The following is a 15,457-nucleotide window of genomic DNA, read 5'->3' on the forward strand; positions in this document are numbered from 1 at the left end:
GAAGCCGCATGCTTGTTTCGAACACGCGCCCTGGCGGATGTTCATACCGTTCGTAAGTTTGGTAATGATGTGTTTTGTTTGAGAAAAAAATGTTCGTATCTTTTCGGCGCGCTACGCCGGAGGCGCTACCCTGCGACGATCTGTCCTTCCGTGAGGATCAGCATGAACTCCTTGCAGACCTCCTTGTCCAGGCGGCCCGCTTCGGCGTCCTTGGTGATGATCTTGAAGGCTTCGAAGGCGTTGTAGGCCCTGCTGTAGGGGCGGGTGGAGGTCAGCGCGTCGTAGATGTCGGCCACGGTCACGATGCGCACGTGCCGGGGCACGCGCACGGCCTGCCCCGGATAGCCGGAGCCGTCCAGCTTCTCGTGGTGTTGCAGGATGCAGTCGATGCTGGCGTCGTCCAGGTCCATGTCGCGGCAGATCTCGTAGCCGTCGATGGGGTGCTGGTTTATGATGTCGCGCTCTTCCAGGGTGAGCCGTCCGGGCTTGTCCAGGATGGCCGCCGGGACGCGGGATTTGCCGATGTCGTGCAGCGCCGCCCCAACGCCCACTGCCCTGGAGGCGCGCTTGTCGAAGCCGAGCTTCACCATGGCCAGCATCACGTAGATGGAGACGTTGATGCAGTGGCTGTACGTTTTATAGTTGTGCGAGAGCAGCCCGGCGATGCTCTTGGACGCGCCCTTGCGCCGCGCGATGAACTCGAAGGTGCTGTCCGCCAGCGCCAGCAGCTTGTCGCGGTGCTCCGCTCTGGGCTGCACCATGCCTTCGTTCTGCAAGAGTCCTTTGCCCAGGCCCAGGGAGTAGCTGTAGAGGAGCTCGGAGCGGTCGTCGATGGGGATGGCGTCGTCTTGCAGCAGGTTGGAGAAGTTCTGTTCGATGTAGGCGTCGTAGCTGGGCAGGTCGTCTGAGTGGATGTACAGGGTATCCACGTTGTGTTCGGTCAGGCGGTGCTTGTGGGCGTCGGTCAGCTCGCCGTGGCGGGCGAAGAGGAAGAAGTTTCCGCCCTTGCGGATATAGACGTCGAACTTGATGCCGCAATCGTAAGATACCAGCATTGTTGGAATTGAAATGAAACTGCCGGAATTCAGCCGTAACATGAAAGCCCCTTCGCGATACGAATGTAAGGGAAGTGCACATGGCGAGCCAGCGCAGGGGCGGAAGCCATGAGAGCACCATCGGGGCGGCGCGGGGCCGCATGCCCTCCGCCACCTATGGGGGGCGGGTCCGCCCGGAGTCAAGGGCGCGGGTCTCTCATACCTTGGGGCCGTGGTCAAATGGCTTCGAAGGGAGAGCCCGACGTCATCAGAAATTCGGGCTCAGGGGTTCCTGCTTCTGTGCGGGGCCGGGCGTCTCCTGCTCCGCAGCTTCTTGCGGCGCGGCCCCGGCTGATACCACGCCGGACTGGCTGAGTTTGAGCATGATCTGGGTGAACACGCCGTACGCCTCGGCAAAGCCCTGGGGAGTCATGACCAGCCGCTGCAGAAACTGCTTCGTTTCCTTTTCGGAAGGCTCGGCAGGCGCTCCCGCCCTGGTTTCCGGGGCGAGGGTGAAGAGGTCTATGCGGAGCATCCCACGCTTGAAAACAGCACCCAGCACTCCGTCCACGTAGATTTCATCATGCATGTCTCGTCCTCCTCGCGGGTCTGCGGGCTCAGGGCTCCCGCATGGTTTCGTCCAGCGACCGGATGATGGGGTAGAGCAGGTACGTGATCACCCGCCGGTCGCCGACCTTGATCTCGGCGGACAGGCCCATGCCAGGCAATACCCGGAAGTCCTTGGGCACGGCCCGAAGCTCAGTTGAGTCTGCGGTCACCCGGATGCGGTACAGCAGCCGTGCGCCCTCGGCGGTGTTCTTCTCGAACGCGTCAGGGCTTATGCTGCGCACGCTCCCGTGGACAAGCCCGTGGCGCTGGAACGGGAACGCGTCCAGCTTGATGCGCACGGGGTCGTTCTCGCGGATGAAGCCGATGTCCGCCGCCGCCACCTCGGCCTCGGCCTCCAGGGTGGAGTCCAGGGGCACCAGGGTGACCAGGGGCTCGGTTTTGTCGGCCACGGACCCCACGGACTTGCGCGCCAGATCGAGCACGATGCCGGGGGCGGGAGCCCTCAGCGTCACCAGTTCCTTGATGCGGGCCGCCCTGCGGGTCCGCTCCCCGGTCTGGTCCAGCTCGCGCCGGGTTTCCACCAGCTCCTTCATGGCCGCCCCGCGCCAGGCGTTCACGTAGCCTTCCCGCTCCGCCACGGCCTTGCCCAGCGACTGCTGGACCTCCAGCGCCTCGTTGCCCAGTTGCAGCAGCTGGGATTCGGCCTCGATGCGGGCGCTCTGGGCACGCATGAACTCCAGCCGGGAGCTGGCTCCTTTCTCGAAGACTTCCCGGAACATGTTCTCCATGTCCTGGGCAAGGCGGATCTGCTTGCGGGCCTGAGCCATGGCCGAGGCGTTGGTGTTCAGTCTGGCCTGAAGCTCCCTGACGGACTGGTCCAGCACGGAGAGCCTGGAGGCGCGTTCCTCACTGCGCCTGTCCAGGAGGGCCTGCTGCGCGGCGATCTCTTCCTGTGGGACGTCCGGGGGCGGCGGATTGAGGCCGGAGGTCTCGCGCTCCAGCCGCCACACCGCAGCCTGGAGACTCTGGTGGCGCTTGGCCTGCTCCTCGAGCCCCGCCTCGGCGAAGGTGGGGTCCAGGGTCACCAGGACCTGCCCCGCCTCGACGCGCTGCCCGAGGCTGACGTGAATTTCCTTGATTACCGAAGGTTCCAGGGGCTGGACCACGAGCTTTTCCTGCCTGGAGGTGATCTTGCCAGGCGCGACCACCACGCGGTCCACCTTGGCGAGCGAGGCCCACAGGAGCGCGGCCGCCACGAACAGGGCCAGAAGATAGAGCGACCATCTGGCGCACACGGGAACGGGCGTCAGCTCGGCCTCCACGGCGTCCGGCTGGAATCCGTGGAACTCTCGCAGGGGCGGCTTGGCGGGCGGGCCGGAGTGCTTGTTGATCTGGGGCAGCATGGCTGTGTCCTGCGCTCAGGAGCCGGTCGCGGACGCGGTGCCGAGGATGTGGCGGTTCTGGCTGCGCCAGAGGTCCCGGTAGATTGCGCAGCGCGCCAGCAGGTCGGCGTGGGGCGCGGCGTCCACGATGCGTCCCTGGTCCATGACCACGATGAGGTCCGCGCCTGCGAGCATGGACAGCCTGTGGCTTATCATGATGGTGGTGCGGCCCTGGGCGATGCGGCTCAGGTTGTTCTGGATGATCTCTTCGCTCTCCGCGTCCAGGGCGCTGGTGGCTTCGTCGAAGATGAGCACCTTGGGGTGGTTGATCAGCGCGCGGGCAATGGCCAGGCGTTGCTTCTGGCCGCCCGAGAGGTTGGAGCCGTTTTCCTCCAGCAGGGTGTCGAAGCCCTGGGGCAGACGCGCGATGAACTCTTCGGCTCCTGCCAGCCGCGCGGCCCAGGCGATCTCGCTCAGGGTGGCGGAGGGCCTGGCGATGGCAATGTTCTCCCGCACGGTCCCGCTGAACAGGAAGTTCTCCTGGAGCACCACGCCGATATGGCGGCGCAGGTGCGCCAGGTCGAACTCGCGCACATCGTGTCCGTCGATGGCCACGATGCCAGATCCGGCGGTGTAGAGCCCCTGGACGAGCCTGCCCAGCGTGCTCTTGCCGGAGCCGCTGCGGCCCACGACCCCGACCATCGCTCCGGCAGGGAAGCGGACGCTCACCCCGTCCAGGGCCGGGGGCGCGCCGGGGGAATAGCGGAAGCTGACGCTCGCGAAGGTGACCTCGCCCTGCACGGCGGGACGCATCCCCCCGTGGGACGGCCTGGGCTCAGAAGGTTCGTTCATGATGGTGGCGAGCATGCGCACGGAGAGCGCCTTCTCCTGGTACTCGTGCAGCAGCGAAACGATCTGCACCAGTGGGGAGCTTACCCGGCCCGCCAGCATCTGGAAGGCGATGAGCGCCCCCACGGTCATCTGGTGGTCGAACACCAGGAACACGCCGACCCAGGGGATGCAGAGGGCCATGAGCTTCTCCAGAAGCCCGGTGCCCACCGAGGCCCCCACGGATATCGTGCCCACTCCGAAGCGCATGCCCACGGCCATGGCGGCCTTGTCGTCCCACTTCTTGCGCTGCGACGGCTCCAGGGACAGGGATTTGACGGTCTCCATGCCCCGGATGGCCTCCACGAGGAACGACTGGCGGTCCCCCTCGGACTTGTAGAGCTTTTGCAGCCTGCGCTTGAACACGGGGATGAGCACCGCCATGAACACCGCCAGCGCGGCGGAGAAGCCCAGCACCAGCGAGGCCAGCAGCGGGCTGTAGAAAAAGAGCACCGGCACGAAAATGACCAGGGCGGCGGCGTCCAGCAGGGTGAAGAAGAGCTTGCCGGTGAGGAATTCGCGGATCTTGTCCACCTGCTGCATGTGCTGGATGAGCACGCCCGCCCGGCTGCCCCCGAAGAAGAGCATGGGCAGGCTGAGGAGCTTGGAGAACGTTCGCGTGGCGATGCGGACGTCGATTTTGGAGGTGGCGTGGAGCATCATGTAGCCGCGCAGGAAGTTGAATCCCGCCTCGAAAGCCAGCACCAGCAGCATGCCCAGGCTCAGCACCTGGAGGGTGGAGAGGCTCCCGTGGACCAGCACCTTGTCGATGACCACCTGGAAGTAGATGGGCATGGCCAAACCGAGCACCAGGAGCATCAGCGCGGCCACGGCCACGTCCAGGAAGGTCTTGCCCTGGCGCAGCACCTCGGGCGCGAACCAGCGCAGGCCGAAGGGCTGGGTCTCGTCGGCGAGGCGGTAGACGCGCTTGAGGAGAATCGCCTCGCCGTCCCACCCGGAGATAAGGCGTTCGCGTGGCCACTCCTCGCGCCGCAGGGGTTGCGTGCGCGGATCGACCACCTGGACGGTTCCGCGTTCGTCGTCCACCCCGGCGATGATGACCGTGCGCCCTTCCGGGAGGCGGGCCAGCAGCGGGAAGGCTTCGCCCAGGCCGGACAGGCTGTCGTGGTCCAGGCGCCTGCGTTCGGCCTTGAACCCGTGTTCGTCGGCCATGCGGACCAGGAGGTCCATGTCCGCCTCGGACTCCTCCAGCGCGTACTGGTGGATCAGCCCCTCAAGGGAGAGCTCCAGGCCGTGGTGGCGTGCCACCAGGACGAGGCAGCGCACGTTGACGTGGGTGATGCGCGGGGTAAGGACCAGGGCCGTTCCGCCCCAGCTTTTTTCCAGGGACTGGCGGTCCAGTTCGAACGGACCGGGCACGCGCGAGAGGGGGTCGGCAATCAGGGCGCGGCCGCCCTCAACCCCCGGAAGAAAACCCGTGAGCACCACGCAGTTGCCGTTTTCCAGGAGCGCAAGGGCGGGAAAGGCCTTGAAATCGGCCAGGCCGACCCATCCCAGGGTCGTTTCGGACACCTCGAAGCCATGCTCGGCGGCGATGGCGGCCAGGACCTCTGGGGCCGGTTCGGCCTCGCCCAGGCCATAGCGTTCGGCCACCGAGGGGATGTCGAAACTGATCCCGTACGAGTCGGCCACGGCCTTGAGGCATGTCAGCGCGGTAATCATGCTGTCCTGTTGCGTCAATCGTCAACGCAGGCAAGCGACGACGAGGGCAGGCCCGGCGGCCTCATGCCCTGTCGGCTTGTGTCGCGCCCCTGAAAAACATGGATATGGATTTCAGGGGTAAAAGTAATAAGTCAAGGTTTTCGCCTTCAAAACAGGAGGCCCCCGTTTTGAGGACGCCACACTAGGCGGAAACGCCGAAGATCCCCGCTGTGCTGGATGAGGCCGCGTCGCGAAACAGCAGGGACGACGTGGCAATCGCAGTGTCCCTGAACATCAGCATGCTGATGTTGTCGAGCGAGTTGGTCCCAAGCGACGACACAACGAGGCGGCTTGTCGCGGTCTGGACAAAGGTGTTGTCCATGAGGTCGGTGGGAATGACCGCGACGTTGAATCCCGAGCCGCCGTCCAGGGTGTTGTTCCCGAAGCCTGCATAGAGGATGTCGTTGCCTCGTCCGCTGGAGAGCAGGTTGTCCGTGCCGCTGCCCAGGAGCAGGTCGTTGCCGTCGCCTGTATAGAGGGCGGTCACCGTGGTCTGCGGCGTTATGGTGAAGCTTGCGCCCGCGACGGTGCTGGTCGTGCCCGCGTTGAGGTTGATGACCGCATCGGAGGTGACGGGCGAGGCGTTGATGACCGTCTTGCCGGAAGTGTCCGTGAGCACCGTGCGCGAGGAATCCAGCCCGGCGTAATACCCGAATTCGTTGGTGAAGACATACGGCAGCGTGGAGGAGGAGTCCCTGCCCCACAGCACGAGCTGCCAGTCGTTGACTGTTCCGGACTGGCCGTTGCCGCTGACGTCCTGCACGCTGAGGGTCCAGTTTCCGGTCCCGCTCTCGCCCAGATACTGGGTCGAGGTCATGGAGTAGGGCTGGCTGGGGAACGGTTCGTTAAGCGCCTGCGTTCCGGGTTCGGTGGATGTCGGAGTGGTCAGCAGCACGCTCCTGGTCCCCGAGGGGGAGGTCAGGGAGATCACCAGGTCCCTGGCCAACGAGTGGTTTGCGTCCAGGATGACCTCGGCGCGCTCCACCTGCACGGCGTTGGCGATGGTGATGGTGGAGCTTAAGCCAAGCCCGCCCTCGGGAATGGCCGCGTTCAGGGTCGCCGAGCCTGCGACCGTGAGCACGTTGGGCGCCGTGCTCTGGCTGGTCCAGGTTTCGGACAGCCTGACGGCGGCGTGGGCGTCCACCAGGCCGTAGCCCACGTCCCGGTTCACGTGCATGCCGCCGCCGTTCCAGTTGTCCGCGCCGTTGATGGTCCAGGAGGCGGTGTTGTCCGTGTTGCGGGCGGTCAGGGCCAGGATGTCCTGGACATCGCGGTAGCCCAGGTTGGGATTGGCTTCCAGCATGAGCGCGATGACGCCTGAAACCTCCGGGGCGGCTGCGGAGGTGCCGCCGAAGTCGAAGGCGTAATCTCCGGCGGGCGAGGGAGCCGTGTTGTACCCCTCCACCCCCAGGCGGTCGGCGGCCACGATCCCGCCGTACCACTGCTGGCGCACCACCGTGGAGAGTTCGACGTTCCCGTCCTCGTCCGGGTCGGACTGGATGGTCTCGGTGTAGAGGAAATACGAATTGGTCGGAGCGCTCACGAGGTTGGCCGCTCCGGGCGTGCTGTAGGCGCTGACCTTGCCGTTGTGGTCGATGGCGGCCACGGAAATGGTGTAGGGCGAGCTGGTCAGGAAGTCGGAGTTGCTGTCTGCGCCCATGGTGCGGTCGTTGCCCGCCGCGAAGACGACAACCGACCCCTTGCCGTTGCGGCCCAGGGTCACGGCGTTTTGCAGGGCCTGTGCGGTTTCGGTGTTGGAGGGGTTGTTGGCGGCGTTGAAGGTTCCCCCCAGGCCCCAGCTGTTGTTGACCACGTCATAGTTTCCCACGGTCATCTTCAGGACGTCGAGGAAGTCGCCCGCGTCCCTGGCGGCGGGGTCCTGCCCCGAGCGCAGGTCAATGTACGCCGAAGCGAGCGTGGCTCCCGAGGCAATGCCAATCCCACCCAGTCCGTTGTTGCCGATTTCCGCGATGAGCCCGCCCACGGGCATGCCATGATTGTCGGCGGTGGTCACGGGCTGCCCGTCGGCCTGGGTCGAGAACGACGAGAAGCTGATGGCGGTGTTGATGTTGGCGGCCAGATCCGGATGGTCGTACTCCAGGCCCTGGTCAACGACGGCGACCACCACGCCTTTGCCGGAGTAGTCAGCCCAGAGATTCCCGATATTCAGGTCGATGCCGGGCGTGCCGCCGGACTGGCCGGTGTTGAACAGGTGCCACTGTTGGGGGAAAAGCGGATCGTTGACCAGTACTGCCATACGCAACCTCCTGACGGGAACATCCGAACGGTGCCAAACCTGAATGAATATGGCAACGGAAAATGGCGTAACGAAAACAATAAATAGGCACGCCGAAACCAGTGTCCGCCCCGGCGGGCGTTGCCGAAAGGGTTTTCGGCTGCATCACGCCCGGCGTGTGCTTTTCCCGGAAGTGAAGTCCATTGTTTCTCAGGGGTGTACGCACCCCTTCGAATCCGGCGAGATCACGTGGATGGGTTCGTGTATTGGCAATGTGTCCGACAGCGAAAGCAGACGGTCCAGGATGAAAGAAGTTATCACAAGCCCCCGGGAAAGCATGAGTGTGCCGTCCATGGCCCGCACATCCCTGGCCAGGATCATGCCCGGCTCCAACCCTGCGAGCCGCAGGTCCATGATCCGGTGGCAGTCTTCCCCGGCAAGGAGTTTCTCAAGGGCGGCCAGAAGCGGCGCGCCGTAACGCTGGGGTCTCTTCTGAAGCTCGCGCAGGGCGTCCTCCCCGCTTTTCCCGGCCAGGGTCAGGTCGTCGTAGTCCAGCGCCAGCAGCAGGAGTCTTGCGCCAAGCGTCCCCTCTACCTCCAGGGAGGGCGAATCCAGCTGGCACAGGATGATGTCCCCCACCTCCTCAAGCCTGGGGATCTTCTTGATGAGCGCGGACGTCGTCCTGATGCCCCGGTCGAAGGCGTGCTGCTCCTCCGGGCTCAATCCTTGCCCTGAATAGCGCTTCACCAGGATTTCCTCCGGCACGGTCACGCAGCCGATCTGCGACAGGAGCGCGGCAAGCTCGTACTTGCTTGAGTTGGGCAGTTTGAGCGACTTGGTCAGCTCCATCACCAGGCGGCGGATGCGGTCAGACCTGCCAAAGGCCAGCGGATTCACGAGCGAGAGAATCTCGACGATGACGTTGATGCTGCCAAGCAAGGTGTTGCGCAGGAGATCCTTTTCCAGGTTGAGCAGGCGGTTCTGTTCGAGTGCCGCGTCAATCGCGCTCGTGAGCAACTCCATGGAGCAGGGCTTGGTCAGGAACCGGAACACCTGCCCGGAGTTGACCGCCGCAATCGAGACATCCATGTCCGCGTGGCCGGTCAGCATGATGCGGACGGTTTTGGGCGAGACGGCCATCACCTTCGAAAGCAGCTCCACGCCGTTCATGCCGGGCATTTTGTAGTCGGAAACCACCACTTGAAACGGGCCGTCCGAAGCGATCTTGGCGAGCGCCTCCCCGGGGCCGAGCGCCAGGTGGATGTCGTAGCGCCGCTTGAGGTTCAGCATGAACGAATCCAGGATTTTCTGCTCGTCGTCGACAAAAAGGATTCTGTTGGCCATGGATGTTCCCATTCGGCCTGCTGACAACGGCTTACTGCCGGGGACCGCTGCATGGTCAGGCCTGTTGATGATCACACGTGCATCATTTCACGGCATCATGTCAGATCTGGCCGTGTTCTGCCAGCGCTGCGATAGATCCAGGCCCCGGCGCATTCATACGGCGTCGCGGACGCCTGCTCGTCGCGCGGATGGTGAACGGCGGCGTGCGCGATTGTGCCTCGAGAGGTGGCGAACGATCATCCAAAGGCCCGCCACAATTCCCGGCCGGGTATTCCGGCTTTCGCCCGTGTTCCCTTCAGGCCCAGGAGGTCTTTCTTGAGAACAAGCCTCTGTAGCGGCTCCAACTCTCGAGGCGGTGCCAGAGCAAGGGTTAGGCAGATTCGATTGCACAAGGCCGCTACAAAATGGTATCCTGAATGGACGAATTGATCAGCTTCGACATATTTCAATACATGTTTCATGTGGACAGCATGCTGCGGCAAATCGAGCCTTGATATCCCGAAAGACGCCTTTGTTCCGGCAAATATGAGGTCATGGGCATGGCAGGCGATCACGACGACAACAGTGGCATATCTGAGATCAAGACCCGTCGGTCCAAGAAATCCGCCAGCCTGACTACATGTCCCGTGGTGGCTGTCGGGGCATCGGCCGGGGGCATCGAGGCCTTGAAGGTTCTCCTGCAAGCCCTGCCGCCAGACCTGAACGCCGCGCTCGTCGTCCTTACGCACGTGTCGCGCGACAAGCCCAGCCGCCTGCATGAAGTGCTGACTTCCTTCTGCCGCATGCCGGTGATTACAGCCATGGACGCCATGCCTCTCGCTCCTGGCGCTGTGTACATCGCCCCGCACGGGCTTCATATGGGCATCGAGCGGGGGAAGCTTAAGCTCCTGGAGCCGGAAACGACGGTCCCTCATCACAATATCGACAGATTTTTGACCATGCTTGCCGCAGACCAAGGCCCGAACGGTGTGTGCGTCATCCTTTCGGGAGCCGGATCCGACGGCACGGCCGGAACCTTGAGCCTGGCCAAGGCCGGGGGCCTCGTGCTGGTTCAGGACCCTTCGGACGCGCTGTACGCCAGCATGCCTTCCAGCGTGATCCAGGCGGGGGTGGCGTCCGCCGTCCTGCCGGTTGCCGAGCTCGGCCCGCAGCTGGTCCGCCTGCTCTCTTCCTCCTGTCCTTTGGAGGCGCGGCATTGGCCTTTCATCACGAAGGTGTTGGACATCCTGCGCGAGCATACCGGCTACGACCTCTCGGGCTACCGCCGAAGCACCCTCGCCCGCAGGCTTCAGAAGCGCATGATCCTGGCGGGCTTTGATACCCCTCAGGATTATCTGAACGAACTCGAGACCAACCCCAGGGAGCATGCCCAGCTGTTCAAGAGTCTGCTCATCGGCGTGACCGAGTTCTTCCGCGACCCGGAGGCCTTCGAGGTTTTGCGGACGCAGGTGCTGCCGTCCCTGTTCCAGGGCAGGAGCCCGTCAGAGAGCGTCCGGGTCTGGGTGGTCGGCTGTTCCACCGGCGAGGAGGCCTATTCCCTGGCCATGCTGATGAACGACTACAGGGAGTCCGAAGGGCTCCATTGCGGACTCAAGATATTCGCCACGGACATCGACCAGACCGCTGTGGAAACAGCCCGGAAAGGCTCCTACTCGCTGAAAGGGAGCAAGAACCTCTCCGCAGAGCGGATCGAGCGCTACTTCAAACCCGAACGCCACCGTTACACGGTGATCCCTTCCCTGCGGGAACGCATCGTCATGGTGCACCACAACCTGTTGCAGGATCCCCCCTTCCTGCACATGGACCTGGTGGTCTGCCGCAACATGCTGATTTACCTCACCCCGGAGCTTCAGGAGCGGGCCGTCGCGCTGCTGCACGAAGCGCTCAATCCGGGTGGATTCCTTTTTCTGGGGCCGGCGGAATCCACCTCGCCGCACGCCAAGCGTCTGGAGGTCGTGGACAAACGCTGGAAGATATTCAGGAGCATGGGAACCCCGGAGCGGCGCGGCATGCTCGCTTCGCTGTCCTCCCGGCATACTCCCCAGCATGAAGGGGCCATGCGTCCGGATTCCCCCAAGCCGGACACCAGCCCGGCGGCGGTGCTGGGAGAAGCCCTGAGGCGGCGGTACGCCCGCCCGGCGGTGCTGGTCGACCGCGACTTCCAGGTGTTGCACTTCAGCGGGGAAACAAACCCATATCTGAAGATGCCAGGCGGCGCTCCCAGCCTGAACATCCTCAAGCTGGTGGACCAGGAGCTGCGCTACCACCTCCGCTCGGCTCTGCGGGCAGCCCTGACGACCGGCAAGCCGACCTCGGTTCACGGCCTTCAGCATCAGGCTTCGCCATCAAGCTCACTCGCCCTTGCGGTGGACCCTGTCCTGACGGACACGGGGCAGGTCGCCTCCCTCCTGGTGGTTTTCGAAGACGGGCATGCCCCACCCAGTTCAAACACTGTCCCTTCACTGGCCGGACTGTCCGAGAGCGGCGTGATCCAGCGCTACGAGTCGGAGCTCCAGTCGGCCTACGACCAGCTGCGGGACGTGATCGAAAAGGACGAATCCCTCAACGAGGAACTGCGCGCCTCCAACGAGGAACTCCTCAGCATGAACGAGGAGCTCCAGTCGGCCAACGAGGAGATGGACGCCTCCAGGGAGGAGCTCCAGGCCCTGAACGAAGAGCTCTCCCTCAAGGTCGACGAGCTCTCCAAGGCGCACAGCTTCGTGGAGAACCTCCTGCTCAACACCAACGTGGCCGCGGTCTTTTTGGACCGGGAACTGCGGGTGATGCGTTCAACGCCCGCCGCCCTGGATATTTTCCACCTGGCCGTGGAAGACCAGGGCCGCCCCATTGCAGGCATCAAGGCCAAGGTTCGTGATGACAACCTCCTGGATGACATGCGCCTCGTCATGCTGGGGCAGGACGTGGTGGAGCGGGAAGTTCAGGGTGCTGACGGGCGCTGCTTTCTGAAGCGTGTGCGCCCCTATCGGACCGATAAGACCTTGGTTGACGGCGTGGTGCTCACCTATGCCGACATCACCAAGCTCAAGGCCGCCGAGCAGGTGCTCGTACGCAGCAACGAGGAGCTCGAGTCGCAGGTCGCCCAGCGCACGCAGGAATTGCTTCTGGCCCGCGAAGAGACGGAGCGTCGGGCCGCCGAGCTCGAGACGATCATGGCGCAGACTTCCGCCGCCATCTGGATCACCCGGGACCCCGAGGCCAGGGTCATCCAGGGCAACCCGGCCAGCTACAATATCTTGCGGATGGAGTCCGGCGACAATGTGTCCAAATCTTCTCCTGACGGCTCCCCGCCCTACATACCGACCAAGGACGGCAGGGAGCTGCCCCTGGATGCCCTGCCGCTCCAACGGGCCGCCCGGGGCGAGACGGTGACGGAGGAGGAGATCGACCTGCTGTTCCCCGACGGGCAGGTCCGGACCATCCTGGGCAACGCCGTGCCGTTGATGGACGGCAAAGGGAGGCAGACGGGCGCGGTGGGGGTGTTTCTGGACATCACCGAAAAAAAGCGCACCCAGGAGGAGGCGTTGCGGTGGCAGCACGTGTTTGAGCACGCGGAGTTCGGCCTGGCCATCTCCAAGTCGCCGGAGAACACGTTCACCGCTGTGAATCCCTGCTTTGCCCGCGAGCGCGGATACAATCCGGACGAACTCGTCGGCCAGCCGGTGACAGTCGTCTTCCCGCCGGAGTGGCGGCCGCGTCTGTTGGAGCGGCTCGGTGATATCGACGCCGCCGGACACGGCCTTGTCGAGGCGGTGCACCAGCGCAAGGACGGCAGCACCTTCCCGGTCCTTCTGGAACTCACCCTGATAAGGGACCAGGACGGGCGTCCTGTGAGCCGCATCGCCCACGTCATGGACATAAGCGAGCGCAAACGCGCCGAACGGGCGGAGCAGGACGCCAACAGCCGACTGCGTCTGGCCATGGATGCGGCCAACGCAGGCAGCTGGGAGTGGAACCCGGCCACCAATGAGAACTCCTGGTCCGATAAAATCTGGGAGCTGTACGGCCTCGATCCCGCCCTGCATCCGGCCAGCTACGAGTCATGGCGTCAAGCCATCCGCCCCGCAGACCGCGCGGCCGTCGAGGAGGCTGTGCAGACCGCACTGGCTTCCGGCGGAGAAATCAGCATCGAATGGCAGGTGAACCTCCCGGAGGGGCAGGAACGCTGGCTCACATCCCGGGGCAGAGCGCAGCGCTCCCCCGACGGGAGTGTGGATCGCTATCTGGGCATCGTGATCGACATCACCGAGCGCAAGCAACTGGAAGACGCGCTGCGCACGAGCGAGCTGCAATTACGGCTGTTCGCCGATCGCGCCCCGGCGGCCATCGCCATGTTCGACAGGAACATGCGCTATCTGGTGGTCAGCAACCGCTGGCTCGAAGACTACCACCTGAGCGGCCAGCAGGTGCTCGGGCGCTGCCACTACGACGTCTTCCCCGAGATTCCGGAGCGGTGGAAAGAGATACACCGCCGCTGCCTCGCGGGGGAGGTGGCCAGCGCCGATGAAGACCCCTTCGTGCGGGAAGACGGGCAGACGCAATGGCTCCAGTGGGAAATTCGCCCGTGGCATACGGGGTCTGGAGCCGTGGGAGGCATCGTCGTTTTCAGCCAGGACATCACCGAGCGGAAAACGGCCGTGCAGGCGCTTGCGCAAAGCGCCCGGGAATACCGGACGCAGAGCGAGTTCCTGAAAAGCCTCATCGACAACGCCCCCCTGGTGATCGGGGTGGTGGAAGGCCCGGAACACCGGTACATCCTGGCCAACGCCGCGCTGGAAGCAACCCCCGAGGACCAGTCCCGGCCCATCGTCGGACGCACCGTGAGGGAGGCGTTCCCGTCGGTGGCGGATGATCTCTCCCGCATGTTCGACCAAGTGTACGCCACGGGCAGCAATGTGCCCATGAAGGAATACAAGGTGCCCATCGGGAACAAGACCACCTGGTGGAACGCGGAATTCATCCCCCTGCTCGACGACCGGGGGACGGTGTCCCGGATGCTCGTCATCGGGCACGAGGTCACCGAGCTGATCACGGCCCGCGACAAGGCGCAGCGGGCCAACCAGGCAAAGTCGGAGTTCCTGGCCAACATGAGCCATGAGATCCGCACGCCCCTCAACGGGGTGCTGGGGATGCTCCAGCTCATGGAGACGACCGCGCTGGACGGGGAGCAGAAGGAGTATCTGCACGCGGCCGTCCAGTCCTCAAACCGCCTGACCCGGCTGCTCTCAGACATTCTGGATCTCTCCAGGATCGAGGCGGGCAAGCTGGTCGTCCAGGAAAGGGAGTTCGAGTTCAGCAACCTGAGGGACTCGGTTCTGGAGCTGTTCTCCCCCTCCGCGAAGAACAAAAACCTGCACCTGGATTGCGTCATCGACGAGAGCGTGCCGCCGATACTTGCGGGCGACGAGGTCCGTCTGCGGCAGATACTGTTCAACCTGGTCGGCAATGCGATCAAATTCACGGATTCAGGCACCGTGCACGTGGAGATATGCGGATTGCAGACCAGCGGGAGAGCCAGGCCCAGGTTACTCTTCATGGTGAGCGACTCCGGCATCGGCATTCCCGACGAGGTGCTCAAGGACATCTTCGAACCGTTCGCCCAGGCCGAGGGCGCCTATACCCGACGCTTTCAAGGCGCAGGGCTGGGTCTGTCCATCGTTCGAAGGCTGATGAAGGTCATGGACGGCGAACTCTGCATAGAAAGCGCTGAGGGGCTCGGCACGACCGTATTCTTCTCGCTGCCGTACACCCTGCTTGTCGACCGGGCTGAAAGTGATTCTCCTGTATGCCCCAGCTGCAGCCGGACCGGAAAGACCCTGCACGTCCTTCTGGCCGAGGATGACAGGGTAAGCATGGTCACCGGAAAACGGATGCTCGAAAAGCTTGGCTATAAGGTCTCAACAGCCACGCACGGCATGGAGGCCCTGCAGGTTCTCTCCGAACAGGATATCGACCTGATCCTCATGGACATCCAAATGCCTGTCATGGACGGCGTGGAGGCCACCAGGGCCATCCGGGAATCGGCGGCACTCGGCAGGAAATCCCGTCTCCCAATCATAGCCATGACCGCGTACGCCATGACCGGAGACAGGGAAAAATTCCTGGGCGCGGGAATGAACGACTACATCGCCAAGCCGGTCGACAGGAGTGTCTTGCAGGAAGTCATCGAACGCGTGATGACTGTTCAAGCAGAGCAGTAGCCTGTGCAGGCGGCTTGGCGTCCCCGACGTCTTCGGAGAGAGAAGGGGCAGAATCGGCAGGAC

7 protein-coding genes are annotated in these 15,457 nt (G+C 64.0%); 1 reads left to right on the forward strand and 6 read right to left on the reverse strand.

Annotated elements, in window-relative coordinates; all coding sequences use genetic code 11:
- Nucleotides 1–125 precede the first annotated feature (125 nt).
- The 6 genes from G453_RS0118580 to G453_RS0118605 all read right to left on the reverse strand — a co-directional run bounded on the left by G453_RS0118580 (nucleotide 126) and on the right by G453_RS0118605 (nucleotide 9,176).
- Entirely contained in the window at nucleotides 126–1,055 is a 930-nt protein-coding gene (locus tag G453_RS0118580; RefSeq protein WP_027192241.1) for an HD-GYP domain-containing protein, read from the reverse strand.
- 247 nt (nucleotides 1,056–1,302) lie between these two features.
- Nucleotides 1,303–1,623, reverse strand: a complete 321-nt coding sequence (locus G453_RS25185; RefSeq protein ID WP_051272619.1) for a hypothetical protein — start codon at nucleotides 1,621–1,623, stop codon at nucleotides 1,303–1,305.
- A 28-nt stretch (nucleotides 1,624–1,651) separates the two neighbouring features.
- Nucleotides 1,652–3,007, reverse strand: a complete 1,356-nt coding sequence (locus G453_RS0118590) for an HlyD family type I secretion periplasmic adaptor subunit (protein ID WP_027192242.1) — start codon at nucleotides 3,005–3,007, stop codon at nucleotides 1,652–1,654.
- A gap of 15 nt (nucleotides 3,008–3,022) precedes the next feature.
- Nucleotides 3,023–5,557, reverse strand: coding sequence for an ABC transporter transmembrane domain-containing protein (locus tag G453_RS0118595; protein WP_084502549.1), 2,535 nt, complete (start codon nucleotides 5,555–5,557; stop codon nucleotides 3,023–3,025).
- 181 nt (nucleotides 5,558–5,738) lie between these two features.
- The gene (locus G453_RS0118600) at nucleotides 5,739–7,853 is read right to left on the reverse strand and encodes a S8 family serine peptidase (protein ID WP_027192244.1); all 2,115 of its coding nucleotides are present in this window, start codon (nucleotides 7,851–7,853) and stop codon (nucleotides 5,739–5,741) included.
- A gap of 189 nt (nucleotides 7,854–8,042) precedes the next feature.
- The gene (locus G453_RS0118605) at nucleotides 8,043–9,176 is read right to left on the reverse strand and encodes an HD domain-containing phosphohydrolase (protein ID WP_043646367.1); all 1,134 of its coding nucleotides are present in this window, start codon (nucleotides 9,174–9,176) and stop codon (nucleotides 8,043–8,045) included.
- A 539-nt stretch (nucleotides 9,177–9,715) separates the two neighbouring features.
- Between G453_RS0118605 and G453_RS25190 the strand changes: the two genes are divergently transcribed.
- Entirely contained in the window at nucleotides 9,716–15,394 is a 5,679-nt protein-coding gene (locus G453_RS25190; RefSeq protein WP_169725367.1) for a PAS domain-containing protein, read from the forward strand.
- Nucleotides 15,395–15,457: the final 63 nt, after the last annotated feature.

Source organism: Fundidesulfovibrio putealis DSM 16056 (assembly GCF_000429325.1).
Taxonomy (GTDB): domain Bacteria; phylum Desulfobacterota; class Desulfovibrionia; order Desulfovibrionales; family Desulfovibrionaceae; genus Fundidesulfovibrio; species Fundidesulfovibrio putealis.

Excerpts from the sequence above, each read along its gene's own strand:
- G453_RS0118580 (WP_027192241.1), bottom strand. The coding sequence starts at position 1,055 with ATGCTGGTATCTTACGATTGCGGCATCAAGTTCGACGTCTATATCCGC.
- G453_RS25185 (WP_051272619.1), bottom strand. The coding sequence starts at position 1,623 with ATGCATGATGAAATCTACGTGGACGGAGTGCTGGGTGCTGTTTTCAAG.
- G453_RS0118590 (WP_027192242.1), bottom strand. The coding sequence starts at position 3,007 with ATGCTGCCCCAGATCAACAAGCACTCCGGCCCGCCCGCCAAGCCGCCC.
- G453_RS0118595 (WP_084502549.1), bottom strand. The coding sequence starts at position 5,557 with ATGATTACCGCGCTGACATGCCTCAAGGCCGTGGCCGACTCGTACGGG.
- G453_RS0118600 (WP_027192244.1), bottom strand. The coding sequence starts at position 7,853 with ATGGCAGTACTGGTCAACGATCCGCTTTTCCCCCAACAGTGGCACCTG.
- G453_RS0118605 (WP_043646367.1), bottom strand. The coding sequence starts at position 9,176 with ATGGCCAACAGAATCCTTTTTGTCGACGACGAGCAGAAAATCCTGGAT.
- G453_RS25190 (WP_169725367.1), top strand. The coding sequence starts at position 9,716 with ATGGCAGGCGATCACGACGACAACAGTGGCATATCTGAGATCAAGACC.